The following is a 23521-nucleotide window of genomic DNA, read 5'->3' on the forward strand; positions in this document are numbered from 1 at the left end:
AAGCACTCTGAAAGAGAGCTGCGATAAAATCTATATCGCGGGGTAGAGCAGTTGGTAGCTCGTCGGGCTCATAACCCGGAGGCCGCAGGTTCAAGTCCTGTCCCCGCAACCATGTTTAACCGCTGATTTCGTTGAAATCAGCGGTTTTTTTGTATTTTCAGAGGATTTGAAGATGCGCAGATAGGCGCTCCAGCCCCAATTGTACCCCAACGGGGATAAAATGAGAGTGGGATTTGCTGGTTTTCGTTTGTGTGATAGGTATAATGACAATAGAAGTTTTTTTGAATTTATTCCCGCGCGAATAGAATATTGAAGTGCCCCCAAAAAAAGTTAGACAATCCTTCATAGCGTAATATCAACTAATTTCGCAACCTTTTTAAATATTCGGTTGATGTTGACTCCATATAAATTAAAAGGGAGACTACAACACCGCGATGCTGTGCGTCTCCCCCTTATGACTGATTTTATCGTTGTCCGCCAACACTCCAGCCCATACGTCTGGAATCACAATCAGGTTTTATCGTTGCCTGCCAACCCTCCGGTCTATACATCCGGATTCTCTATCGGATTTAAGGTGTCAGCCGCACCAGCAGGATGTCGCCTGCTTTCCTATTTATAGTATATTCGATATATGGTTTTTAATCAACCAGTTTTGAGAATTCTCTTTTGAAATTTCGTTTTATAAAGTGCATAAGCGCAGCGCTATCAGTAGCTTAGCTGAGAAGCGGTAGTGGAGATGTAGTCTGCGACGGATCTTAACTCTAATATTGTATCTTAACTTGAAAAGAGTTATGATGCAATATTAGAGTTAACTGCGCAAGTAGACAGCTCTTTCTTCACACGTTTCGTTGACTTTTCCACTGGAAATGCATATAATGAAAATGGACAGAGGGCGTCATCCCTCTGGTGCGGCTGGCACCTAAAATCTGAAATTGATGCCGGACTTTGGGCCGGAATGTTGGCGGGCAACGGAAAAACCCGATAGCGATGCAGTAGAATGGTCTTTGATCAGATGGAACTGTATGTCGGCGGACGACAGAAAAACCAGTTATGAAGAGAAGACATGCGGCATTGTGAAGTGCCCCCAAAAAGTTAGACAATATTTTGAAGTAAAAATTGTTCAAGCAGCCGAAAGGGCTTGCTGTCTGTGAATTGCAGGCGGCAAGCCCTTTAGCTTTGCCTTGATCCTGCGATTGTTGTAGTAATCCAGATACGCAATGAGCTCCTGCTTGAAGTGTTCCATGGAATGAAATTCCTGTAGATACAACAGCTCGCTTTTAAGTAATCCAAAGAAGTTTTCAATCACAGCATTATCCAGACAGTTTCCCTTGCGGCTCATGCTTTGCCGGATGCCCTTCTCTCGGAGCATGCGATAGTACTGCTTGTGCTGATACGGCCAGCCCTGGTCGGAATGGAGAATGAGGTCTGTACCATACAGATCATCTAAGGTGGCTGCCATTGTTAAAAGTTTAAGCTCATTCAGTTCATTGACAAGCTCGTTCATGAGAGCGGTTCCTGTAAGCACCAGTTATCCACCTCCTTGCGCATCTGATTAACAAGAGCTTTGCTGCGAGATAAAAGGGTGTCTATACTGAAAGCTTCCGGCGGCAAACCAAAGAAACTTGGGCGGACTGTCCAAGTTTTTTAGATAAAAAGGAGAAAAATGGGAAATTTTTTCATAGCCCAAGAAAAGTAACGGGACAAAATTTAGATGAGTTTAAAGTTCCGTGCAAGTGTGATCGGAGCGATTATAAGTATCAACCAGTGACAGCAGAAGGCGAGTTAACGCTGGAAGGCGGTTACGAACAATTTTTGCTGGATATGCAAAATGATCGTCACTGGGCCAAGAGTACATGCATAGCGTATGACAGAGAATTCTGGCGGTCTGTTGCACCGATTTTTCGGGGGATACCGTATGCAGATCTCAATGAAGAACTGGCAGAAAAGCTGTGGATGGAAAGGCGACAGTTTGGTCTGGGTGACAGGATCATTGAGCAAAACGCTGAGAAAATTTTTTCCTGCATTGTTGAGCAAGCATATCAGCATGACCTGTCCCAGATGCGTTTCTGGGGAAATGTTGATGTGGAACTTTGCAAAAATGGTCTTGCGCGCACCGCTGAGGGGCAAAAGTATTTGTTCAATCTTGCACATAAGCTGCTGAAGCGCCCAAAATCGCTTCCCATCAGCGTAGTAATTCGTATTTATGAAGAAATGTTAAGTCGTGCAGATCGCTTTGGTGAGTGCGTTGCACTGCTTGCAATGCTGCTGCTGGGCCTTCGCACCTCAGAGGCCGCTGGCTTGTCATATGGCGATATTCGTCAGATGGATGAGGATCTATATGCGATTGAACGCAGATATGTGGAAAAGCAGAGCTCGCGTGACGTTCAAGTGGGCGGAAAAACATCAAATTCATATCGCTTGCTGCCACTTGTAAAAGAGTTTCGAAATTTTCTTATGGAACGTAAAAAGAAAGCGCTCACATATTACCATGAGCATGGAGGTACATCGGATGCAGAGGTAGATAGATGGCCGCTTGGATGTCAAGGTCAAGCGTACTGGAAACGCTGCACGACGAGAGAAGTGAATCAAATGTTTAAAAATATCTGCTGCGATGCTGGTGTAGAAGAAGGTTTTTTTGAGGAAGCGGATGCACTGTTAACGGTTGATGAAACATATGGGAAAGAGTATGAACAATCTGTCACGGCGTATATTCTGCGTCATCAGGCAGCAACCGAGTATGATACCACGGATGCTTCTCGTGACGAAATTTCGGCACTGATGGGTCATGCACAGGAGAATGATGGAACCGAGGTGTTTGACTTCGCCAATGCAGATGGACAGCGCAGACTGCTTCATGTCATGATGCAGCGGCCGATTTATATGTATATCTGTGGTAAGACCGGGATGGAGCAGGATACTCTGAAAAAGGGTATGTCGAAAGTGTATGACGGTCCGGTTGAACTGACGGTGACGGAGAATGCAGAGTATGAGCTTTATACGGAAACGATAGAGCCAAATGATAGGTTGAGAGTCGAAATCGAGGGCGAGGCAGAGTTATTGACAGAGCAAACAATCCTGCATACATATAGTTCGTTTAAACGGCCGATGGAACTGGGATGTACGTCAGCAATGCGTGAGGAAACACGTCTTGCGGCGGATATGGCTGAGAAGAGCCGGTCTATTTATACATCGGTCGGCCTTTTTGAGAATCCGGAACTTGTGGATAGTATGCCGGAAGTGGAGGATTTAGAGCGCGAGTGGCTGCCGGAGGTCGTGGATGCAGAGGGAAAGCCGTATCCATGCAGCCAACAGGCTGAATCGTCAAAGATGAAGTCAAAGCTGGAGGAGAAAGAGGGTATCTGTGAAGAAGAATTGCTGGCTGTGTTATCCAGCGGCAGACTGGTTAAAGTGCCGGAAAACCGCTGGATTTGTAAATCAGGCGTTTGTTCGATGGGATTGGATAAGAAACTTCAAGTGAAGCGGATAGTGGTTTTCCGACAATCAGCTGATAAAGTTCTGGTCAGTTCGAGTGGTCAGGCATGGTATCTGCCGGCTTCAATAACAGTGGATGACTTCTGCAAAAATGGTAGATGGCAGAAATGTCATGAAGCATTGCTTAAAGATGGTGTGCTGACCGAATGTAATCTTAAGGATACTTCGCTGGTCTGTGCAGCGCAAAGCGGCAGGCAGGTGCGGCTGTCGTTGGATCAAGTGCGTGTTATACCAGACGGTATGCAGATTGTACGTACAGGTGGGGAGAAAATTGTCACAGCGTGTTGCAGCACAGCGGAAGACGAATTGCTGTTTGTCAGCCGTCAAGGAAAGGCATTGCGCGTGTCTGTTCAGGCGATGCATGAGTATAAAAATCTAGGTATCGGATTGGTTTCCGGCATGAAGTTGAAGACAGGAGATTCACTTTGTCAGCTTATGGTCTACCAGCCGGAGCATAAGCTGATTATTGTGACAGAGAAAGGCAGAGGACTTGTACTGTCGCCGGACACAGCGGAAAAGCGTATGATTGAGCCAAAGCTGGGACTGGGTGCAGGTGTACAGCTGATACAGTGGGGGCATGGCGGCGATGTCATAGATGCGTTATATGTGGAAACAGGTGTACTGCTGGTAACTAAGCAGGGTAAGGCGCACTGTCATGACTTGAGTGAAGTAACTCCGCAAAATAGAGATACGACGGGACACTGGTGGGTTACAAATCATGATGTTGTGGGTGCGGTTGAGGTGGGGATTGCTAAGGCAACACCGCACAATTAAAGTCGCGGCTCCTTGCGTAGGTTCCGGTCACGCTGCCGCGCCTCATGCGCAACGTCATTTTACCGGCCTTGACGCAGGACGTGGAGTGTGCCGCCGTCGCAGGCAGAGGCCCCAGTTAATAGCCGAAGTAGTTTTACTGGTTATGCTATTTTCAGTGTGTTATAATAAAATCAAATTATTGCGAAAAACGAGTGTCTGACAATACGAGGAGGGTTAAACCATGCCATTACCGCAAACCACACACAGCACCTATGCCGACTATCTGACATGGGATACCGAGCAGAAGTATGAGTTATTCGACGGCGTGGCAGTCATGCAGGCGCGTCCGAGTATCCAGCACCAGAACATAGAGGGCGCACTTTTGCAGCAGCTCCGCAACTTTCTGGACGGCAAGCCTTGCCGCGTATTTGCAGAGATTGAGGTGCTTCTTCCGAACCATGCCAACCAGAGCGCAGATGATGTGAGTACCGTCTATGTGCCTGATCTGGCGGTAATCTGTGATCCTAACAAATTGCGTGAACAATACTGCTTCGGTGCGCCGACTGTAGTAATGGAAATCCTTTCTCCCTCAACTGCCAAAGCGGATCGACTGGTGAAGCTGAACCGTTATCAGCAGGCGGGCGTACCGGAATACTGGATCGTATCGCCGCAGGAACAGAATGCAACCGTGTTTGTGCTGGAGAACGGCTTGTATCGTACCGTTGCCGTTTATACTAAAGAAGACACCGCCGCAAAGGTGTTTACGCTGATCGGTTGTGAGCTGGATTTGATGCACGTATTTGAGTGATGAAGTAACGAAACGTCACCCTATTTCAGAGGGGATAGCAATTTACGATACCTACATGGGTGCAATCCACTATTCTGTACGGGATAATGGAGTCATTCGTAAACTTGCAGCCTACGTTATTCTCGGCATTAATGCGGAGGGGAAAAAGAAGTTCTGACGATTACGCTTGTTGACAATGAAAGCGCAAAATACTGGCTGGCAGTCTTGAACGAACTGAAGAATCGCGGAGTGAAAGATATCCTGATTGTCTGTGCCGGTAGCCTTACCGGTATGAGAGAAGCGATTTCAGCTGCGTTTCCCAAGACAGAATATCAGCGGTATATTGTCCGTCAGATAAGAAACACCCTGAAATACGTTCCGGATAAGGACAGAAAAGCCTTTTTTGCAGATTTAAAAACCATCTATCAGGCCGTTGATGAGCAGAAGGCTCTGGCTACCTTAGACCGCGTAACTGAAAAATGGACTCCGAAATACCCGAATTACATGAAACGCTGGAAGGGCAACCGAGATGCTATTCTCTAATTTTTAAGTTTTCAACCACTGTCCGAACGGTCATTTATACGACAAATACAATCGAATCGCTGAATTCCACTTACCGGAAGCTGAATCGCCAGAGAAGCGTATTTCCAAGTGATACCGCTCTGTTAAAGGCGCTGTATCTGGATACTTTTGAGGCGGCGAAAAAATGGACTGCTACGATTCATAACTGGGCTCAGGTTTATGGAGAATTGAGCATTATGTATGAAGGACGCTTACCTGAATAATCCAAAAGCGGATCAAGAAGACAGGCGGGGAATCGCCTGCTCTTGACAAGCCCGTAGGTAGCCGTTATATATAAAGCAAGAGCGACAAGCCTGATTCACAAGCTTATCGCCCGTAATTATCATAGAAGAATCTTATTTACAGAGTTTTTTCATACACTCGAATCTCCGTTTCCGGGAACACTGCATGGATGGCTGTATCGAAACCGGTCAAATTGTCTGTACATGCGATAAAAGTATCCTCTACGCCCCGATTCCTCAGGCCATTCAGTACGGTCGCCCAGAACTTTGCGCTCTCATTCTCGCCGACCCACATCCCCAGAACATCTTTGCGGCCATCCAGATCAAGGCCGATGGCAATGTACACTGCTTTTTTACAATCTGACCTTCGATAGTGGATCGCATCCAGAAAAAACTACGGCGTAGATCGATTCCAGAGGCCGCTGCTGCCATTCTTTCGCCACAGGCAGAATCTTATCCGTGATCCGGCTTACCGTACCATTGCGACCTTCTCGGACGGTACCCGCACCCGCGAGATCATCGAGAAAAAACTTGTCGGCGTGCCTGATATTACCGAGCCCATGCCTGAAGGCTTTGGTATGTACGCAAGATAATTACTTCATATCAAGTGGAAAGAGTCGGACAGTTTGCGAAGTAGTCAATAGTTAGTAATGCGCAGTATGTGATAAAGCGCCGTATCGGCGAGATGCAGGATATGCTTATGCATACGGTCACACCGATTGCGGAAATTGCGGATATGCTCGGCTTCAGCAGTATCTATCACTTTAATGCAATGTTCAAGAAATACACCGGCCTTGATAGGATTTGTCACTCCATCAGGGAGTTGATGTATTATCCGAAAAATATCACAAAACGATTAGTTGTGGTTCATGCCAAACGGCTCGCAGGTCAGCAGCTTTTTCTTCCAGAGCGTTTCTGCATCTATGATCTGATGCTCTGAAAGCGATTTTGACAAAATTTGCAGAACAGAAAACTGCAAATCGTGACAGCTGTGGTCCGCAGACTTCAAATGGCTGATCATGCCCTTGTTATTTCCGTGGCCGCCAGTGGATACATAGACGGACCAACGCCCAAGAAGTCCGTCGTAACCATATGTCGATCCGACATATCGGTTCCCTGTCCTGGTATCCACGATCAGATAAACTGCGTTGACAGAAGACATGGCCGCATGCCACAGTTCATAGTCCGTATCATTTTCAATCACTTCTTTCAGATCATCAAAGGACAGAATGAGCTGTTCAAACCCCACAAACGGCTTTTGAGTCTTTGACTCAATCGCTACGATGGGCTTTTCGGTCGTGGCCTTTTGGTGCCACATTCGAGTCGATCCGCCCCAGTCGATGACCAGCTTTCCTTCGTAGTCCTTCAGCAGATCCACCGGTTCCAAATCAAAAAACGCTCTTTCACCACGGTATTTTTTTGCCTCACAGTCGGGCAATCCGGCGGGACATACATCCGGTATATCCGCTACAAAGCCATTGACACGACAGCAGGAATGCAGTCTCGCGTATGTACCGCCGTCGCTGATAAAAGTGATCCAGTAGGAATACCCTTTGCTGAAACCTGTTTTTTGATGCTGTGTGTATTCGTATACCATACCGGCCTTGTAGCATTCTCTGAATCGTTTATCAGACAATGCGTGGCGTATCAGCTTGACCTCTTTCGGGTCAAGTCCTACTTTCTTCAGCACATCGGAAAAGTTCAAAATCGCCATGACTGCCCATCCTTTTTCTCTTTTCGGTTACAGTTTACCATAGTTTTTGCCGCAGTAAAAGCACATTTTCACACGCTTGCAGTATCCCTTCCAGCTCCGGTGTCAGGCGTTTGCGGCACTCCTGTTTCAGATCTTCCTGCACACCATAGAATGCCTCGGCGATGCTGCCGGTGATAGCGGCCAGCGTGTCGCTGTCACCGCCGAGGGACACCGCCGTGCGGAGGGCATCCTCAAAATCCGTGCTTTCCAAAAATGCAGCAATAGCCTGCGGCACAGTCTCCTGACAGCTCTCCACATGATGATAGGTTGGGCGGATTTCGTCGCAGGTGCGGGAGAGGTCATAACTGAACTCGCATTCCACATACGCTTTGATCTCCACCTTGCTGTGGCCGGTGCGGGCAAGAAAAATCGCTGCAGTAACGGCTTGTGCGCCCTTGATTCCCTCCGGATGATCATGCGTTACCTCGGCGGTGAGTTGTGCCAGATGCAGCGCCTCTTTCATACTCTCTGCCAGCCATGCCGCGGGAGAAACCCGCATGGCACTGCCGTTGCCATAGCTGAGGTACGGCTGCGGGTTATCCTCATACAGCCACTGATTGAACCGCACACCGTAGCCCTTGTCGGGATAAGCGTGTCCCAGCCGCTGCATTTCCCGCACCAGCGCCGTTTTGATGGTGATAGCATCCTGTCCGTGAGTATCCAGCAGGGCCTGTGCCACGGCCAGCGTCATTACCGTATCGTCGGTAAATTCGGACCGCTGGCTGAATAACGGAAAGTCCTTGGCCTTGTAGTTGTTGCAGTCAAATTCGTAGGGACTGCCCACAATGTCGCCCAAAATCGCACCGTACATATTCATCATCTCCCGCGTTTCTGCACATCTTCGTCGATGCGGCGCTTCCAGTCGGCGCCGAGAGGTCTTGCGGCGCGAACGCTGCAAACTATTTCGCTGATGACCTCATAGTTCAGTGCTGTACCGGCCTCATCGCACTTGTAGTTCACCGCACAGTCAGCGCCGATGCCAAAGCGTGCCGCTTCCTTCGCTGCGTCGATATTGGCACCCAGAAAGAGAAACTCCCAGCCGTACTTTTCCTTCTGTCGCTCGATCATGCGCCGCACCGTTTCATAGTCATAACGGCGGCTGGCATTTTCGTAACCATCGGTGGTGATAATGAACATCGTCTTTTCCGGTACATCTTCGCGGCGGGCGTACTTGTGGATGTTGCCGATGTGGTGGATGGCCCCGCCCACGGCATCTAGCAGCGCCGTGAAGCCGAGGGTGAAATACTCCTTCTCGGTCATGGGCGGCACATCCTCCAGCGGCAGGCGGTCGTGGATGACCACGCTCTCGTTGTCAAAGAGTACGGTGGAGACCAGCGCCTCGCCCGCTTCCTTTTTCTGCTTGGCAATCATGGAGTTGAATCCACCGATCGTGTCTGTCTCCAGCCCCGACATGGAGCCGCTGCGGTCCAGGATAAAAACCAATTCTGTTGTATGCTTCATAAAAAAACCTCCTGTGATTTGTTATCTCTATGGTAGCAAATCACAGGAGAGCAGTGGTCGCTTTTCAAGCGACATTTTTATGCGCCGAGCAAGCTCTGATCAAAGGCGAACAGAGCTTCGTTGATTTCAAAGACGTTGTAGTTTCCATGCTCCACGAAATACTCCACGATAATGTCAAACTTGTTGGAATGGGAGAGCGCGAACCCCGCCTTCATGAGCATATCCTTCATTTCCGCAAGCGGCAGCTCAAGGGCAATGGCAAATGCAATGACTGTGGGCTTGGAAGGTTTGTAGGATTTGTCCGAACGGATCTTCGAGAAGAGTTTCCGATCAATATTTGCCTTCTTATAGCACTGTGCGTCCGTCATGCCGCGCTCATCAATCTTCCGCAGAAGCATCTCGGAAAAGCTCTCGTCGATCTGTCCCAGTGCATCATCAAGGGTTGCCGCCTTTTTAGGGGCAACTGCCGCAGAGAAGGGAGGTGTGAGCTGTTCGATTGCAATTTCACGAATGGATGCCTCGCAAGGCATCGGCTCTTCCATCCGGAAGGTGTTCATTCTGCGCAGACGCTCGGAACGACTATCGGTATGTTCGTCCACATAGCGGTCATCTATGTACGCTGCAATATCAGCAAACAACTTGCCGCTGATCTGATAGGCTTTACGGTCAAAAATGACAATGTATACTGTCATTTCGTTTTCAAGAAGGAAACTGCTGATGGTGTCAATTGCAACCTTGAGAGCCTGATCCTTCGGATAGCCGAAAATGCCGGAGGAGATCAAGGGGAATGCAACCGATTCGCAGCCGTATTCCTTCGCCAGCATGAGCGAAGTCTGATAGCAGGAGATCAACAGTTCACGTTCACCATGCTGTCCATCGTACCAACGAGGACCGACAGCATGAATGACATATTTGCATGGCAGCTGATAGCCCTTTGTGATTTTCGCGCTCCCGGTTTTGCACCACGGAGCGTTTTACATTCCGCCAGCAGCTCTGGTCCTGCAGCACGATGAATACAGCCGTCCACACCGCCGCCACCGAGCAGCGACTCGTTGGCAGCGTTGACGATGGCGTCAACCTTCATTTTCGTAATGTCGTTTCTCACAACCTGGAGCGGCATAATCTTCACCTCTTGTTTTTCGTTTGAATCTATTGCATCAAACCGGTTTAACAATAGGTATGTTGAATGAGTGCACCTTTCTTGATCGGCTGACATAGATTTCCTTTTACAGCGGTTCGGCTCGCTTGCGGGACAAAACTTCACCAGCTTGTTTGGTAAAATGTGAAATGTTTAAGACAACACCGTACAGAATTTACTCGTACATCGCTCTTACCCAGTTATGCGGTATTGCCATACGCCGCCGGGATTTTGATCTGGATTACTCGAATTATGTGAAAAAGGATTTTCCCGCGTTCAGACGCGAGCGTTCCAGACTCTCCGGGAGATTTGCAGCATATGAGGAATATTCTGGATTTCACGAAAACGAAAAGCGATTGCCTTTTTTTACCGTAATTCCCTTTGAACGCTAATGAGGCGAAAGACAATCCCTTTCGGGAAAGCCTTTCGCCTTATTTTGCGACCGTCTATACGCAACGAGTCTTTTGAACGATATGTAATTGCACTGGGAGTGCAGCGGATAATCACTCACGTTTCTCCGCATTATCGCGCTCCATAGTTTCTTTGATTGCACGTTTGATAAATGCGGTGGTGGATTCGCCTTGGTGGTTAGCGTGCGCCTGAATAACGGCGCGTTCGCCCTTGGGCACGCGGAAACGCACCTCATCTGTCTTTTCTTTCTGCCATTTTGCAGTAGCACGCATTTGCGCCTCGGTAGCCGCCATTTGCTCCCCCCTCGATATTATATCAGAGAATAGATTACACGAATATAGTGAAATTGAAATACAAGTTGCACTTATATTTGTGCATAATGCATGTTATGCAAGTGCTACTTATATGCTATTATATCAATAGTAAGAGAATTTCAAATCAAATACGGCAGTACAAGAGAGCGCCAACTCCCTTGCACCTGCGCAGGTGACGACCCACCTACACAACGGAAATCTCCCCACTATAGTACCAGTATACCCTTTTTTCGACGTTTACGCAAGGGTAAACGCCACGATCAGTGCAGAACTTCCGTCTCTTTGTCATACCGATAAATACTGTGTAGGTTTTAGATCTGCACAGTTTTTTATTTTTGACGGTATTTGCATTTATGAAATGACAAAGGAAGGCGAGATTTAATGAAAAACAAATATTTATTTCGTGTTTTTCCATATCCGGGTATCGAAACAGTATGCTGGGAAAGCTGGGACTTTGAACGTCAGCAGTTGACTCTGCCGGACGGCAGAAAAGTTTGTTTGGACAATATGCAGGCAGCTTTTGTGCGATATTGTTATCGCAAGCAGTGTGAGTATCATCAGCACGCGCCGCACATGGGCGACCGTATTTTTCAGACGTTCAAGGTGAAAACGGTATGACGCTGAACGAATGGACAGGGCAATGGCTCGCAACATATGTCAAGCCCGTGGCGAAATCGAGCGGTTATGAGCATTACTGCGACAATATGTATAAACATATTCTCCCTAAACTGGGTATCTGCCGATGAGCCAGCTGACGACAGCGGTCGTGCAACGGTTTCTGAACGACGAGGCACAGCATGGCAATCTGCGCACCGGCGGTCCGCTGAGCGCGAAAAGTGTCAAAAACCTGCGCGTGGTGCTCGATGTCTGCTGCAAACGTGCGGTCGCAGACGGAGTTCTGACCGCAAATCCGGTCCCGGAAACCGTTTACGCGCACTGCCGGGCGAAAAAGCTGACGATGCTGAGCGACAACGCGCAGACAAAGCTCGAAAAGTGGCTGTTTTCCGACCTGTCGCTTAACAATGCGGGCATCATTCTTGCACTGTACACCGGAATGCGGATCGGCGAGGTCTGCGCAGCGCGGTGGAAGGATTACGACGCGTCGAGCGGCACGCTGCATATCACGCAGACGGTTCGGCGCGTCACGATCGACCCGAGCGCGGAATACGGAAAACGCACAAAACTGGTGTTCAGCACGGCGAAAACCGAGGCTTCGGAGCGTTCACTGTACCTACTGGAAGTGCTGCAAGGCCTGCTGACCGTGCAGTGGGAGCGGTTTCGTTCCCTGTTTGAACGGGCGCCGACAGAGACAATTTACAGCGCAGTGGGCGGCGTGCTCGACCTAGACCATCTGAGCGCTTACTGGCGAGATGTGCTAGTCGGTCTGCACCTGCCGAATGTACGGTTTCACGACATTCGGCACACGTTTGCGATGCGCGCCATTGAGCAGGGCGTGGACGCCGCGACTGTCGCAGGTCTGCTCGGGCACGCCGATGTGACGACTACTACGCATTATTACGTTCACCCGCGCGAAGCGTCCATGCACCGCGAAATGGAAGCAATCGAGCCGGTCGGGAAAATCGGTCACGCATGGCAGAACACGCGCTTGTTTGCGCCGACTCATGCGGAGGAGAAAATCCCGAAAGCGGATTTCTATGAAAAACTTCAAAAGTTTGTGTAAGGTGTGTCAGCAACGCCCCACGAATGCGGAGGATGGGATTTGTGCGATTTGCCGCCACCGAAGCAGAGAACGGTCACTCTATAAAGCGTGCGGAGAAATTTGGACAGCATCACCGGACGGGTTCTGTTGTAAATGCTAGAAGAAAGACAAAGAGAACAAGCGGTACGACTCGGATGCATTGCAGAAAGCGATTAAAAGAACGCAGCTGACGCTGACCATTCTCAAGTATCGTGCGGAGGGCATTTCCTATCAGAATATTGCCAGTCTTGTCGAGCTGCCGGTGGAAACCTGCTATACGATGGCCAAGCGAGCGCTTGAGGAAGGGCAGAAGTAAACGATCGAAAGGGCCTGCTGTCTGTGAATTGAACCGCTACCCGTCAAGAGGACAGTGAAAAAATATAAAGATTTTCTGGCCGGCAGCCTATAGGTTGCCGGCCGCATTTTATGCAGCGAGCCACAACGAGAAAGCGTTTGTGACTAACAAACAGGACGCTTCGTTCTCTTTTTATAGTGCTTGCATCATTTCAAGTATAATTCCATCTGGATCTTTGAAATAGAAGGCTTTACTTTCTCCAAATCCTTGTGAAGTGAAATTGAAATGTTGAGGTTCAGATAAGCACTCTACATTGTTTTCAATAAAATGCTTATAAGTCAAATCAATATCATCAGTATAAAAACACAGTTCGGAGATAGATGTAGTGAATAAATCTGACTGTATCTTATGAACCGCATTATCTATAAACTGAATAAGTTCAACCGGTGGAGATTCAACATTTTTAGAACCGTTTAGATAAGCAATCCGTGCTTTACAGTTTCGCCTATGAAATAATTTATCAGTTTCCTCACCCGCCATCAATAATTCTCCTTGGAATTCAAGTCCAAGAATATCTCTATAAAAAGCAATCGACCTATCCAAATCTGATATTGTTAATCCAACGTGATATATTCTTCCAACCATTTATTATATATCTCCTTAAAGATTTTCCATACTCCTGTTTTCATTACACAACTGTATTCATAAGGCAATACCGCATAATTTCCGCAAAACGCCGCAGCTTTAATTGTGCGGTGTTGCCATAAACCTTACCGGTACTATATCAAAAGGATTTCGGTATGATTCTGATGCAAAATCGTACGGTATTCTTCAGGCACATCATCCGCAATCAGATATTGAAATGCATCGAGATCGGCAACAGGATACATGGCAATTTGACCAAATTTATGGCAATCTGCCATCAAATACCAGGACCGTGCCATAGACGGCAGATTGCGATAAATATGCGTCGAAACAATAGAATGTACTGTAAGCCCCGCCTGTAAATCAATGCCTGAGATACTCGTAAATGCTTTTGAAACGAAAACATGATTTGTGAAGGTGTTTGGGTTTTCAGGACTTGAAAATAAGGTATGCGCATCTGTGGATGTCACTTCTCCACCGAGCAGATATACGCGGGAATCCGTCTTCAACAGGTCATTTAGCGCGGTAATATTATTCGTTACGATCGACAGGCCATGAAAGCGCTCAAGAAGCTTGGCCAGATAGCAGCAGGTTTGTCCGGATCCCAAAAAAATGCTGTCACCATCCTGTATTTCTTCGCAAGCGCGTTCAGCCAAAGCAATTCGTGTTCGATCGTTTACATTGGATAGCGAAGAAGGCAAAGCGCAGTCCGCCAGCACCGCACCACCGTAAATACGCTTGGCAATCCCCTCGTCCTCTAGCTGCTGCAAATCTTTCCGAATGGTAACACGACTGATGTCGAACTGCTCACTCAAATCGTTGACTAACACTTTTTTATTTGTAAAAAGCATCTTCCTTATTTCTTCAATACGACTTGTCATAGTACATTCCCCTTTCTTCTTTTAAGATAAACGAAATAAAACGAAATGTCAATATGAAATAATCGAAACTGAAAGAAAGCGAAAGTTGAAATAAACGCAGGATGGTGATATGCTAAAATCAACAAGGGAACGAAAGCCCAAAGGAGGAATCCAACATGAAAAATGTGCAGGATCGGCGTATAGAACTGTTATTGTCCGGACGTGCGGGGATCGACCTGAACACCACAAAAGCAGGCTGCACCTTTGCTGATATCCCGGCATTCACAAAATCCGTAGGCGGATCTCCCGCTAATATTGTGCAGGGAGCGGCACGTTTAGGACTAAAAACAGGCTTTCTTGGAAAAGTAGCGCACGATGGTATGGGAGAATATATCCTATCCGCTTTGCAGACACAAAATATCGAAACCAAAGGTATTGTGGTTGATAAAACAGGGGCTCGCAACTGTATTGCAGTAACAGAGATCATCAGCGCCGAAGAGAGTGGCGGCTATGCAACCGGCGGGGATGCATTCCACCATGGAACGTATCTATACCGGCAGGGAACAGCAGATATGCTATATTCCCCCGCAGATGTAAATCGTGATCTGATTGCCGCATCCCAGTCCGTGATGCTTTCTGGCACTGCCTTCTCTCAATCCCCTTCGCGTGAAGCAATGTTTACAATATTGCAGCTGGCACGAGATTTTGGAACGATGACCGTTTTAGATATCGATTACAGACCGTTCGGATGGGTATCAAAGAATGAAACTGCACGTTGCTACCAACAGGTGATCACACAATGCGACATCGTTATTGGCAATCGAGAAGAATTTGATGCTGTTGAATACCTCACCATGCCGGGCAACAAAGACAATACCAAATCAGCACAGGCGCTGTTGAATGCCGGCGTGAAGCTGGTCATTGTAAAGGACGGTGCAAACGGATCCGCAGCATACACGTCTGACGGTAAGGTCTTGCGCTGCGGCAGCATTCCTACCGCAGCAGTAAAGACGTTTGGTTCCGGTGATGCATACGCAGCAGGATTGATGTATGGCATTCTGCGAAAACACAACTTAGCGTATGCAATGCAGCTTGGCACCGCCTGTGCCTCATTGGCGCTGAAAACAATCAGCTGTGGAGATGCAATGCCTAATTTACAAGCCGCAGAGCAGCATCGTGCACAGCACGAAAAGGAGATGATGCCATGAAGTGGGAACAGAATTATGTTGCACAGGCCGCACAGCAAAAGCGAATCATCCCGGGATTTAATATATTTGGATACGAAGATGCGCAGGCTGTGATCCGTGCCGCCGAACGCGCTGTTTGTCCGGTTTTGCTGATGATCAACCGTGATGCACGTACGGCAATGGCGGTGGAGCATTGGTCAGCACTGCTGAACGCTTTAGCCGAATCTTCGAGTGTACCTGTTGGCATTCATCTGGATCACTGTACCGAAACAGATACCCTCATCCGTGCGATCGACAGCGGCTTTACCTCGGTTATGTTTGATGGTTCGCACCTACCGATAACCGAAAATTTGAAGATCACACAAGCTATTGCGCAGTATGCACATAAAAAAAACGTGTTTTTAGAAGCGGAACTGGGAACCGTTCCGTATAGCGATATCGGAGAAACCGAAATAAATCTAACCGATCCGGAAGAAGCGCGGGAAATGCAGGAGCAGACACAGGTCGATTGGCTCGCTGTTTCGGTTGGGAATATTCATCGTTTAGCCACCCGTAAGGTTCCATTCAATTTCCTGTTTTGCAGCAAATTGAACACAAATGCCAACTACCTCTGGTAATTCACGGAGCAAGCGGCATCAAGGAGGGGGAAATTTCACAGCTCAAGCAAACTCGGGTTGGAAAAATGAATTTTGGAACCGTTTTACGAAAGACCTTTGCAGATCACTTGCGTTCCGAAATGAAAGCCCAGCCGGACGAATTCGATCGACTTCGCCTATTCAGTCATCCAATTGCGCAGGTAGAAGAACAGGCGCTTCACATCATCAAAATGCTATGGCAGGAGGAAAATTAACATGAAAATTCATCAGCAGGAGCCTTTTTCGATTGGTTATCACCCAATTACAGAATTAAACGGCAAGTATCGTGAGATGATGATGGATTTTGGTATCCTCAAGATTTCCGCAGATATGGAATTTGAAGATAACCTGCCGCTTGAACGTGTATTTGTCTTGCTTTACGGTGAAATTGAAGTCGAGTTCAATGGAAAAATCGTAAAGGGTACTCGACCCACCTACACCAACGATACGATCTGGAGCGTAAACTTGCCCAAGGATATCCCTGTCAAATTGCGTGGTATTGCAAAAGAGAGCGAGATCGCAGTCATTCGAACTGAAAATGAACGTGATTTCATGCCGGTAATCCGCGCTCAGGATGATATTGTGGAAGAAGTACGTGGCCAAGGTTTCATGAACGAGGCCGGTACTCGTATTGTGCGAACGGCACAGGATGTAAAACTTTCTCCGGAATCCAATATCATGTTTGGGGAAGATATGCACTATCCCGGAAAATGGTCCGGCTTCCCGTCACATTCACACGCACAGCCGGAGATCTACTTTTATAAGTTTTATCCTCAAAACGGTTTTGGCTTGCTGCGGCTGGGAGAGGAAGGCGTTCTGCTGGAACACAACGACACCGTTTTAATTGAACCCAACAAAGTTCATCCACAGGTTGCCGCCCCCGGCTATGCGATGTATTACCTTTGGGTCATTCGGCATCTGGAAGGGAATCCGTATATTAAACCGGATTTTGACCCGCAGCATCTGTGGGTGGAACAACCCGGCGCAAAATACTGGCCTGATTCCTGCGAAGGAAAAGCGTAAAGGAGGACTTACGCATGTTAGGAAAGGCATTACATACGAAATCAATTTGGAAAAGCAATCTAATGACCGACATTCGCCTGGCCAGCGAAGCCGGATTTGGCGCAATGGAAGTGGCTTCAAGCAAAATTTGGGACTACTTATCCTCCGGAAGTCCATTAAGTGATGTGACGGAACGGCTGAAACAATATAACATGCAGATCATCAGCATCAATGATATTGCCAATGTGGAGCGGACAGACGACGATGCGGTGCGGAATACACTGGCAGAAACAGAAAAGCTGTCTGCGGTTGCGCAGCGGTTGGGCTGTGATTGCATCCAACTCGTTCCACTGCTGGCTCTGGAGGGGCGTTCGGAAGATGAAGTAATTGCACTGACCGCAAAAAATATTGCGCGTATCTGTGACATCGGTGCGAAGTACGGCGTGCGCTTCCAGCTGGAGCCTGTTGGGTGGTCACCGATCAACTCGCTTCGCCTGACACAGAAGCTGATCCAAGCAGTAGGACGGGACAACTTCGGCACCGTCATCGACTTTTTCCATCTGTTTGTCGGCGGTGATACTACACCGGATGATGTGCGGCATTTTGATCCTAATCGTATTTATCACATTCACTTCTGTGACTGCAGGCTTCCCAAGGAGGGAGAATCCTTCGATGAGACTATTCTGCGAGGTATGTACGCTGGTGAAGGTGAAGTCCCTCTTGCAGAGTGGGTGCAGGCCGTCAAGGACACCGGCTATGAGGGTTGGTGGAGCTACGAGCTGATCAGTGCCAAGCATTGGCAGTGTGATGTAGCGGAAGTGGCTGCCGAAACCAGCCGATTGCTGGATAAATATGTGCTGAATAGATGAAAGTAACGAACATTCAGTGAGGAGATCATGAAAATGAACACAGTAAAGCTGACAATGGCGCAGGCGTTGGTACGTTTTCTTGACATGCAATATGTCTGCGTTGATGGGAAAGAAGAAAAGTTTGTGCATGGCATCATGGGAATTTTCGGTCATGGCAATGTAGTGGGATTAGGGCAGGCATTAGAGCAGTATGCCGACCAGATGCCCTTCATTCAGGGCAAGAACGAGCAGGAAATTGCCCACGTCTGTGTGGCATTCGCCAAGCAGATGCGCCGCCGCGCGATCTACGCCTGCACTGCGTCCATCGGCCCCGGCTCGCTCAATATGGTTACCGCAGCCGGCACGGCCTCGGTCAACCGTATCCCGGTGCTGCTGCTGCCGTCCGACACCTACGCCGACCGCCAGCCCGACCCGGTGCTCCAGCAGTTCGAGCATGACGAGGACTATTCGATTTCCGTCAACGATTCGTTCAAGGCGGTCAGCCGCTACTGGGATCGTGTACAACGCCCGGAACAACTCATGACAGCCATGCTCAACGCCATGCGTGTTTTGACCGATCCTGCTAAGACCGGTGCGGTCACTGTCTGCCTTCCTCAGGATGTACAGGGAGAAGCCTATGATTACCCTGAAGAATTCTTTAGAAAACGCGTCTGGCATTTGGATCGCCAGCCCGCGAGTGCCGAGGCAGTGGAGCGGGCAGCAGAACTTCTGATGACCAGCAAGAAGCCGGTCATTCTGTCGGGCGGCGGCGTGCGCTACAGCGATGCGGGCGCGGCTGTGCTGGCGTTCGCTGAAGAATTTGGTATTCCGGTTGCCGAGACGCAGGCGGGCAAGGGCGAGGTCAGCTGCGAAAGCGACTGGTATCTCGGCTGCGCTGGTATCTGCGGCACGCTGTCTGCCAACGTGATCACCAAGCAGGCCGATCTGATTCTCGCGGTCGGCACCAAACTCAATGATTTTGTTACCAATTCCAAGAATGGCTTTGCAGCCGATGCACGCTTTGTTTCCATCAACACCAGCCGCATGGACGCGCTCAAGCTGGATGCCGAATCGGTTGTCGCCGATGCGCGTGCAGGCGTGGAGGCGTTGCACACCGCTTTGCAGGCGCGCGGCTGGCACACCGACTGGAGCGATGAGGTAAAGGACGCAAAGCGCTCTTGGCAGACCGAGCTTGCGCGTCTGGCGCAGCTGGAGGCTCCGGAAGCCGCGGCGCTCAACCAGACCCGCGTGCTGATGGAACTGAATGAATTGCTGCGCGAGGACAATATCGTTGCCGCCTCCGGCAGTCTGCCGTCCGATCTGGAACGCGTCTGGACTGCGCGCCGTCCGGGTGCATACCATCTGGAATACGGTTTCTCCTGCATGGGCTATGAGGTCTCCGGCGCTCTGGGCGTCAAGTTGGCCGATCCCGAGCACGAGGTCTATACCTTCGTCGGCGACGGCGGCTTCCTGATGGGTCACTCCGATCTGCTGACCAGCATTCAGGAGGGGCACAAGATCAACGTTCTGCTTTTCAACAACAGCGGCCACCAGTGCATTCACAATCTGGAGCGTTCGCAGGGCATGGGTACCTTCGGCACTGAGTTCCGCTTCCGTGAACAGTCCACCGGCGGACTGACCGGCGGTTACGTCCCGGTGAACTATGCCAAGCTTGCCTCTGCCTATGGCGTAAAGACCTGGCGCGTCACCACGCTCACCGAGCTGCACGCTGCCATCGAGGCCAGCAAGCAGTCCGATGTCTCGACCCTGATCGAGATCATGGTTCTGCCTGGAACGATGACCGAAGGTTATGAGAATTTTTGGCGTGTTGGCACCGCCTCTGTCGCCGAGAAGGAATCCGTGCGCAAGGCTTACGAAAAGCTGAATGATGTTGTCAAGAATCTGCGGAAATATTAAGGAGAATAAATATGAAGGTACAATTTGGCTGCGCGCCGATCAACTGGACGAACGATGACCTGCCCTCTCTGGGCGGCGAACTGACTTATCAGCAGTGCCTGAGCGAAATGGCTCTGGCTGGATACAAGGGTAGCGAGGGTGGCTGCAAATACCCCAAGGATTTTGATGTGCTCAAGAAGGCGCTCGATCTGCGCGGTCTGCAGATCTGCAATATGTGGTTCTCGAGCTTTTTCACCACCTTTGAGAACGAGCGTACCTTTGCAGAGTTTGAAAAGCACATGGACTTTACCTATGGCTTGGGCGCTCGTGTGATCGGCGTCGGTGAATGCGGCGTGACCGTACACGGCCAGGAGGAGACTCCTCTCTTTTCCAACTGCCCGATCCTGACTGAGGAGCAGATGAAGAATCTGGCCGAGGGTCTGAACGAGCTGGGCCGCCGCGCCCAAAAGAAGGGAATGAAGGTCTGCTTCCATCCCCATGTTGGCACAGGCATTCAGTCGCTGGATGAGATCGACCGCTTGATGAAGCTGACCGATCCGGCTCTGGTCGGACTGCTGTTCGACACCGGCCACTCGACGATTGCGGGCGAGGACCCGGTCGAGATCCTGAAGAAGTACATCGGCCGTGTTGCGCACATCCACGTGAAGGATGTCCGCAGCGAGGTGTTTGAGCAGGTCAAGTCGGGTGGCCACAGTTTCCTGTGGGGTGTAAAGAACGGTATGTTCACCGTGCCGGGCGACGGCAACTGCGTGGACTGGATGTCGATCTTTGAGATTCTGAAGACCAGCGATTACGAGGGCTGGATCGTTGTGGAGGCCGAGCAGGATCCCGCTAAGGCTGATCCGCTGGAGTACGCCCAGAAAGCGCGCGCGTTCATGCGCGAGCAGCTCGGCGTATAATTAAGGAGAGACGGTGCAGCATGAAGAAACAACTTTCCGCTAAGCAAGCTGTTGATATGATTCCGGATGGTGCCGTAATCATGTGCGGCGGGTTTCTGGGATGTGGCACGGCACATCGTCTCATGGATGCGCTAGCAGCCAGTCAAAAGAAGGATCTTACTATCATCTGCAACGATGCCGGTCTCTTGGAAGGCCCGAACGGAGAAGCGTATTATGGCGTAGCCAAGCTGATTCACAATCATCAGGTCAGCCGCTTAGTTACTACCCATATTGGACTGAACCCAGAGGCAACAGAGCAGATGAATGCCGGTACCATGCGTATTGATCTGTTGCCGCAAGGCTCTTTGGCGGAGATGATCCGAGCAGGCGGTGCCGGTCTGGGCGGAACCTTAACCAAAACCGGCGTTGGCACGTTGGTTGAGGACGCAAAAGATTATGTGGTCGGGCGGCAGAACATCGACGGTGTTGACTATTTACTGATGCGTCCTCTGAGCGCTGATTTCGCGTTGATTTGTGGTCAGCAGGTAGATGAGGAAGGAAATGTCTGGTATGCCGGCACGGCTCGCAATTTCAATCAGGTTATGGCAACTGCTGCAGATATCGTCATTGCAGAAGCCGAGCAACTGGTATCCGTGGGAGAGATTCGACCTGAAGATGTGCAGACATACGGGATTCTGGTGGATTATATTGTGAATGGGGGGCAAGACGATGAGTGAAGCTCTGAACGCATTTGAAGCACGTTCCGCCAAGGAGATTATTGCACGTCGCACAGCCTTGGAATTGAAAAATGGCATGGTCGTAAACCTTGGCATTGGGCTTCCGACGCTTATTCCGCAGTATTTACCCTCCGATATCCGTGTGACGATCCAATCGGAGAATGGAATTATCGGATTAGACAAGGTGCAGGATGATACGCGGCATCCGCATATTACAGATGCCAGCGGCAAACTGGCTGCGGTAGCATCCGGAGGCGCATTCATCGATTCTGTGACCTCCTTCGGTCTGATTCGGGGCGGACATGTAGATGTCACGATTCTGGGAAGCCTGCAAGTGGATCAGGAGGGATCTCTTGCAAACTGGATGATCCCTGGAAAGAAAACCCCCGGAATGGGCGGCGCAATGGATTTGCTGGCAGGTGTTCGTCAGGTCATTGTTGCGATGGAACACACGGCACGAGGCATTCCTAAAATTCTGAAAAAATGCACGCTTCCGTTAACAGCAGTACATTGTGTCACTAAAATCATCACTGAAATGTGTGTGTTTAATGTTACAGATACAGGTCTTGTATTGACTGAATTAAATCCACAGTATACGATTGACGATGTGCAGGCAGTAACCGAAGCTGAGTTTGCAATTTCAAAAAATTTGACAGAAATGAATATCGTATAAGGAGGATATTGATTATGTTTAACGAGGAATTCCATCTGGAACAGCCCATTCGCTGGGGTATGGTTGGCGGCGGCCGCGGCAGCCAGATCGGTTATATCCACCGCAATTCCGCGCTGCGGGATCGCCTGTTCACGCTGTGCGCGGGTGCGTTCGATGTGAACGAGGAGCGCGGCCGGGAATTCGGCGTCAACTGGGGCGTTGCCCCCGAGCGCTGCTACCCCGATTACAAGACCATGTTTGCCGAGGAAGCTAAGCGCCCGGACGGCATTCAGGCGGTCTCTATCGCGACTCCCAACTTTACGCATTACGAGATCCTGAAAGCCGCGCTCGAAGCCGGTCTGCATGCCATCTGTGAAAAGCCGCTTTGCTTTACAACTGAACAGGCTGAAGAACTGGTTTCTCTTGCAAAAAAGCAAAATCGCATCGTTGGCGTGACCTACGGTTATACTGGTGCTCAGATGGTTCATCAGGCACGCCGCATGATTCAGGAAGGGATGTTAGGCGAAATCCGCATCATCAACATGCAATTTGCGCACGGCTATCATTCCTCCGCTGTGGAAGCGAATGATCCGGGTACAAAGTGGCGCGTCACCCCCGAAAAGGCGGGACCTTCCTACGTATTAGGGGATGTCGGTACACATGCGCTGTTCCTCGCTGAAACCATGGTACCCAACCTCAAAATTGAAAAGCTGATGTGTGCCAGACAGAGCTTTGTCAAGAGCCGTGCCCCTCTGGAGGACAACGCTTTTGTTCTGATCCAATACGATAATGGTGCGGTCGGCAACCTGTGGGCGAGCTGTGTCAACGCTGGTTCTACCCATCAGCAGAAAATCCGAGTAGTCGGTGAAAAGGCATCTATCGAGTGGTGGGATGAACACCCCAATCAGCTTATTTTTGAGGAGCAGGGAAGGCCAGTTCAGATTCTAGATCGTGGTCAGGGATATCTCTATCAGGATGACGAAGCCATCACTTGTGACCGCATGGGAGGTGGACATGCCGAAGGGCTATTTGAGTCTTGGGCGAATCTGTATCGCCGGTTCGCAACTGCAATGGATCGTGTTATCCATGGAGAATCGTCCAATGTAGTCATGGATGATATTTGGTTCCCGAATATCCGCGACGGTGCGGAGGGTGTCCGTTTCATCGAAAACTGTGTGCGTTCGTCGGATCAAGACAGTGTTTGGGTGAACTACACTTGACAAACTATAAAGTATGTGTATTTACACTAACACG

20 protein-coding genes, 1 tRNA gene and 5 pseudogenes are annotated in these 23521 nt (G+C 49.5%); 17 read left to right on the top strand and 9 right to left on the bottom strand.

The window, feature by feature from the left end; all coding sequences use genetic code 11:
• Positions 1–36 precede the first annotated feature (36 nt).
• Positions 37–112, top strand: a tRNA-Met gene (locus DXB00_RS08250).
• A gap of 1008 nt (positions 113–1120) precedes the next feature.
• Here DXB00_RS08250 and DXB00_RS08255 read toward each other — a convergent pair.
• Positions 1121–1423 (bottom strand): annotated as a pseudogene (locus DXB00_RS08255) (transposase); the annotation flags it as partial.
• A 341-nt stretch (positions 1424–1764) separates the two neighbouring features.
• Between DXB00_RS08255 and DXB00_RS08260 the strand changes: the two are divergent.
• The 3 genes and pseudogenes from DXB00_RS08260 to DXB00_RS08270 form a co-directional block, all read left to right on the top strand.
• Positions 1765–4266: a tyrosine-type recombinase/integrase gene (locus tag DXB00_RS08260; RefSeq protein ID WP_118729240.1), complete on the top strand. Its 2502-nt coding sequence runs from the start codon at positions 1765–1767 to the stop codon at positions 4264–4266.
• Between the two features lie 220 nt (positions 4267–4486).
• A complete protein-coding gene (locus DXB00_RS08265) occupies positions 4487–5053 on the top strand; it encodes a Uma2 family endonuclease (protein ID WP_118729239.1) in 567 nt (188 codons plus the stop codon).
• A gap of 52 nt (positions 5054–5105) precedes the next feature.
• Positions 5106–5817, top strand: a pseudogene (locus tag DXB00_RS08270) (IS256 family transposase); the annotation flags it as partial.
• Between the two features lie 154 nt (positions 5818–5971).
• Here DXB00_RS08270 and DXB00_RS08275 read toward each other — a convergent pair.
• Positions 5972–6308: pseudogene (locus tag DXB00_RS08275) on the bottom strand (transposase); the annotation flags it as partial.
• 188 nt (positions 6309–6496) lie between these two features.
• On the opposite strand from DXB00_RS08275, the gene DXB00_RS18175 reads away from it, so the two are divergent.
• Positions 6497–6775: a helix-turn-helix domain-containing protein gene (locus tag DXB00_RS18175; protein ID WP_118729238.1), complete on the top strand. Its 279-nt coding sequence runs from the start codon at positions 6497–6499 to the stop codon at positions 6773–6775.
• Here the strand turns inward: DXB00_RS18175 and DXB00_RS08285 are convergent.
• The 5 genes and pseudogenes from DXB00_RS08285 to DXB00_RS08305 form a co-directional block, all read right to left on the bottom strand.
• On the bottom strand, positions 6692–7549 hold the full coding sequence (locus DXB00_RS08285) for a GIY-YIG nuclease family protein (protein ID WP_118729237.1): 858 nt from the start codon (positions 7547–7549) through the stop codon (positions 6692–6694). The two genes, DXB00_RS18175 and DXB00_RS08285, sit on opposite strands and share 84 nt — an antisense overlap.
• Positions 7550–7583: 34 nt before the next feature.
• Positions 7584–8399, bottom strand: a complete 816-nt coding sequence (locus DXB00_RS08290) for an ADP-ribosylglycohydrolase family protein (protein WP_118729236.1) — start codon at positions 8397–8399, stop codon at positions 7584–7586.
• A gap of 5 nt (positions 8400–8404) precedes the next feature.
• Entirely contained in the window at positions 8405–9049 is a 645-nt protein-coding gene (locus DXB00_RS08295; RefSeq protein ID WP_119214786.1) for a vWA domain-containing protein, read from the bottom strand.
• Between the two features lie 77 nt (positions 9050–9126).
• Positions 9127–10265: pseudogene (locus tag DXB00_RS08300) on the bottom strand (macro domain-containing protein).
• A 425-nt stretch (positions 10266–10690) separates the two neighbouring features.
• Complete coding sequence (locus DXB00_RS08305; protein ID WP_118729234.1) at positions 10691–10891, bottom strand: hypothetical protein; 201 nt, start codon at positions 10889–10891, stop codon at positions 10691–10693.
• Between the two features lie 402 nt (positions 10892–11293).
• Here DXB00_RS08305 and DXB00_RS08310 point away from each other — a divergent pair, with 402 nt between their 5' ends.
• The 3 genes from DXB00_RS08310 (at position 11294) to DXB00_RS16350 (ending at position 12927) form a co-directional block, all read left to right on the top strand.
• Positions 11294–11530, top strand: a complete 237-nt coding sequence (locus DXB00_RS08310) for a hypothetical protein (protein WP_118729233.1) — start codon at positions 11294–11296, stop codon at positions 11528–11530.
• A gap of 124 nt (positions 11531–11654) precedes the next feature.
• On the top strand, positions 11655–12593 hold the full coding sequence (locus DXB00_RS08315) for a tyrosine-type recombinase/integrase (protein ID WP_119214787.1): 939 nt from the start codon (positions 11655–11657) through the stop codon (positions 12591–12593).
• A gap of 178 nt (positions 12594–12771) precedes the next feature.
• A complete protein-coding gene (locus tag DXB00_RS16350; protein ID WP_158578288.1) occupies positions 12772–12927 on the top strand; it encodes a hypothetical protein in 156 nt (51 codons plus the stop codon).
• Between the two features lie 171 nt (positions 12928–13098).
• Here DXB00_RS16350 and DXB00_RS08320 read toward each other — a convergent pair whose 3' ends face one another.
• Together DXB00_RS08320 and DXB00_RS08325 are read right to left on the bottom strand one after the other, a co-directional pair.
• Positions 13099–13551 carry a VOC family protein gene (locus tag DXB00_RS08320; RefSeq protein ID WP_116705357.1) on the bottom strand — a complete coding sequence of 151 codons (453 nt, stop codon included), beginning with the start codon at positions 13549–13551 and terminating at the stop codon, positions 13099–13101.
• A gap of 134 nt (positions 13552–13685) precedes the next feature.
• Positions 13686–14432, bottom strand: coding sequence for a DeoR/GlpR family DNA-binding transcription regulator (locus DXB00_RS08325; protein WP_118729231.1), 747 nt, complete (start codon positions 14430–14432; stop codon positions 13686–13688).
• Positions 14433–14587: 155 nt separating this feature from the next.
• On the opposite strand from DXB00_RS08325, the gene iolC reads away from it, so the two are divergent.
• The 9 genes and pseudogenes from iolC to DXB00_RS08375 all read left to right on the top strand — a co-directional run bounded on the left by iolC (position 14588) and on the right by DXB00_RS08375 (position 23487).
• Positions 14588–15619, top strand: a complete 1032-nt coding sequence (gene iolC / locus DXB00_RS08330; protein WP_118729230.1) for a 5-dehydro-2-deoxygluconokinase — start codon at positions 14588–14590, stop codon at positions 15617–15619.
• A pseudogene (locus tag DXB00_RS08335) lies at positions 15616–16448 on the top strand (class II fructose-bisphosphate aldolase). Before iolC ends, DXB00_RS08335 begins: the two are co-directional and overlap by 4 nt.
• A 1-nt stretch (position 16449) precedes the next feature.
• Positions 16450–17256: a 5-deoxy-glucuronate isomerase gene (locus DXB00_RS08345; protein WP_117490217.1), complete on the top strand. Its 807-nt coding sequence runs from the start codon at positions 16450–16452 to the stop codon at positions 17254–17256.
• A 62-nt stretch (positions 17257–17318) separates the two neighbouring features.
• On the top strand, positions 17319–18104 hold the full coding sequence (locus DXB00_RS08350; RefSeq protein ID WP_158578287.1) for a sugar phosphate isomerase/epimerase family protein: 786 nt from the start codon (positions 17319–17321) through the stop codon (positions 18102–18104).
• A 33-nt stretch (positions 18105–18137) separates the two neighbouring features.
• Positions 18138–20000, top strand: coding sequence for a 3D-(3,5/4)-trihydroxycyclohexane-1,2-dione acylhydrolase (decyclizing) (iolD, locus tag DXB00_RS08355; RefSeq protein ID WP_118729227.1), 1863 nt, complete (start codon positions 18138–18140; stop codon positions 19998–20000).
• 11 nt (positions 20001–20011) lie between these two features.
• A complete protein-coding gene (iolE, locus tag DXB00_RS08360) occupies positions 20012–20899 on the top strand; it encodes a myo-inosose-2 dehydratase (protein WP_118729226.1) in 888 nt (295 codons plus the stop codon).
• Between the two features lie 20 nt (positions 20900–20919).
• Positions 20920–21615 (top strand): CoA transferase subunit A, encoded by a 696-nt coding sequence (locus DXB00_RS08365; RefSeq protein WP_118284780.1) that lies wholly within the window; start codon positions 20920–20922, stop codon positions 21613–21615.
• Positions 21608–22288 carry a 3-oxoacid CoA-transferase subunit B gene (locus DXB00_RS08370; RefSeq protein ID WP_118284779.1) on the top strand — a complete coding sequence of 227 codons (681 nt, stop codon included), beginning with the start codon at positions 21608–21610 and terminating at the stop codon, positions 22286–22288. Before DXB00_RS08365 ends, DXB00_RS08370 begins: the two co-directional genes overlap by 8 nt.
• 14 nt (positions 22289–22302) lie before the next feature.
• Positions 22303–23487 carry a Gfo/Idh/MocA family protein gene (locus DXB00_RS08375; protein WP_118729225.1) on the top strand — a complete coding sequence of 395 codons (1185 nt, stop codon included), beginning with the start codon at positions 22303–22305 and terminating at the stop codon, positions 23485–23487.
• Positions 23488–23521 lie beyond the last annotated feature (34 nt).

This window comes from Butyricicoccus sp. OF10-2 (assembly GCF_003481925.1).
Taxonomy (GTDB): domain Bacteria; phylum Bacillota; class Clostridia; order Oscillospirales; family Butyricicoccaceae; genus Agathobaculum; species Agathobaculum butyriciproducens.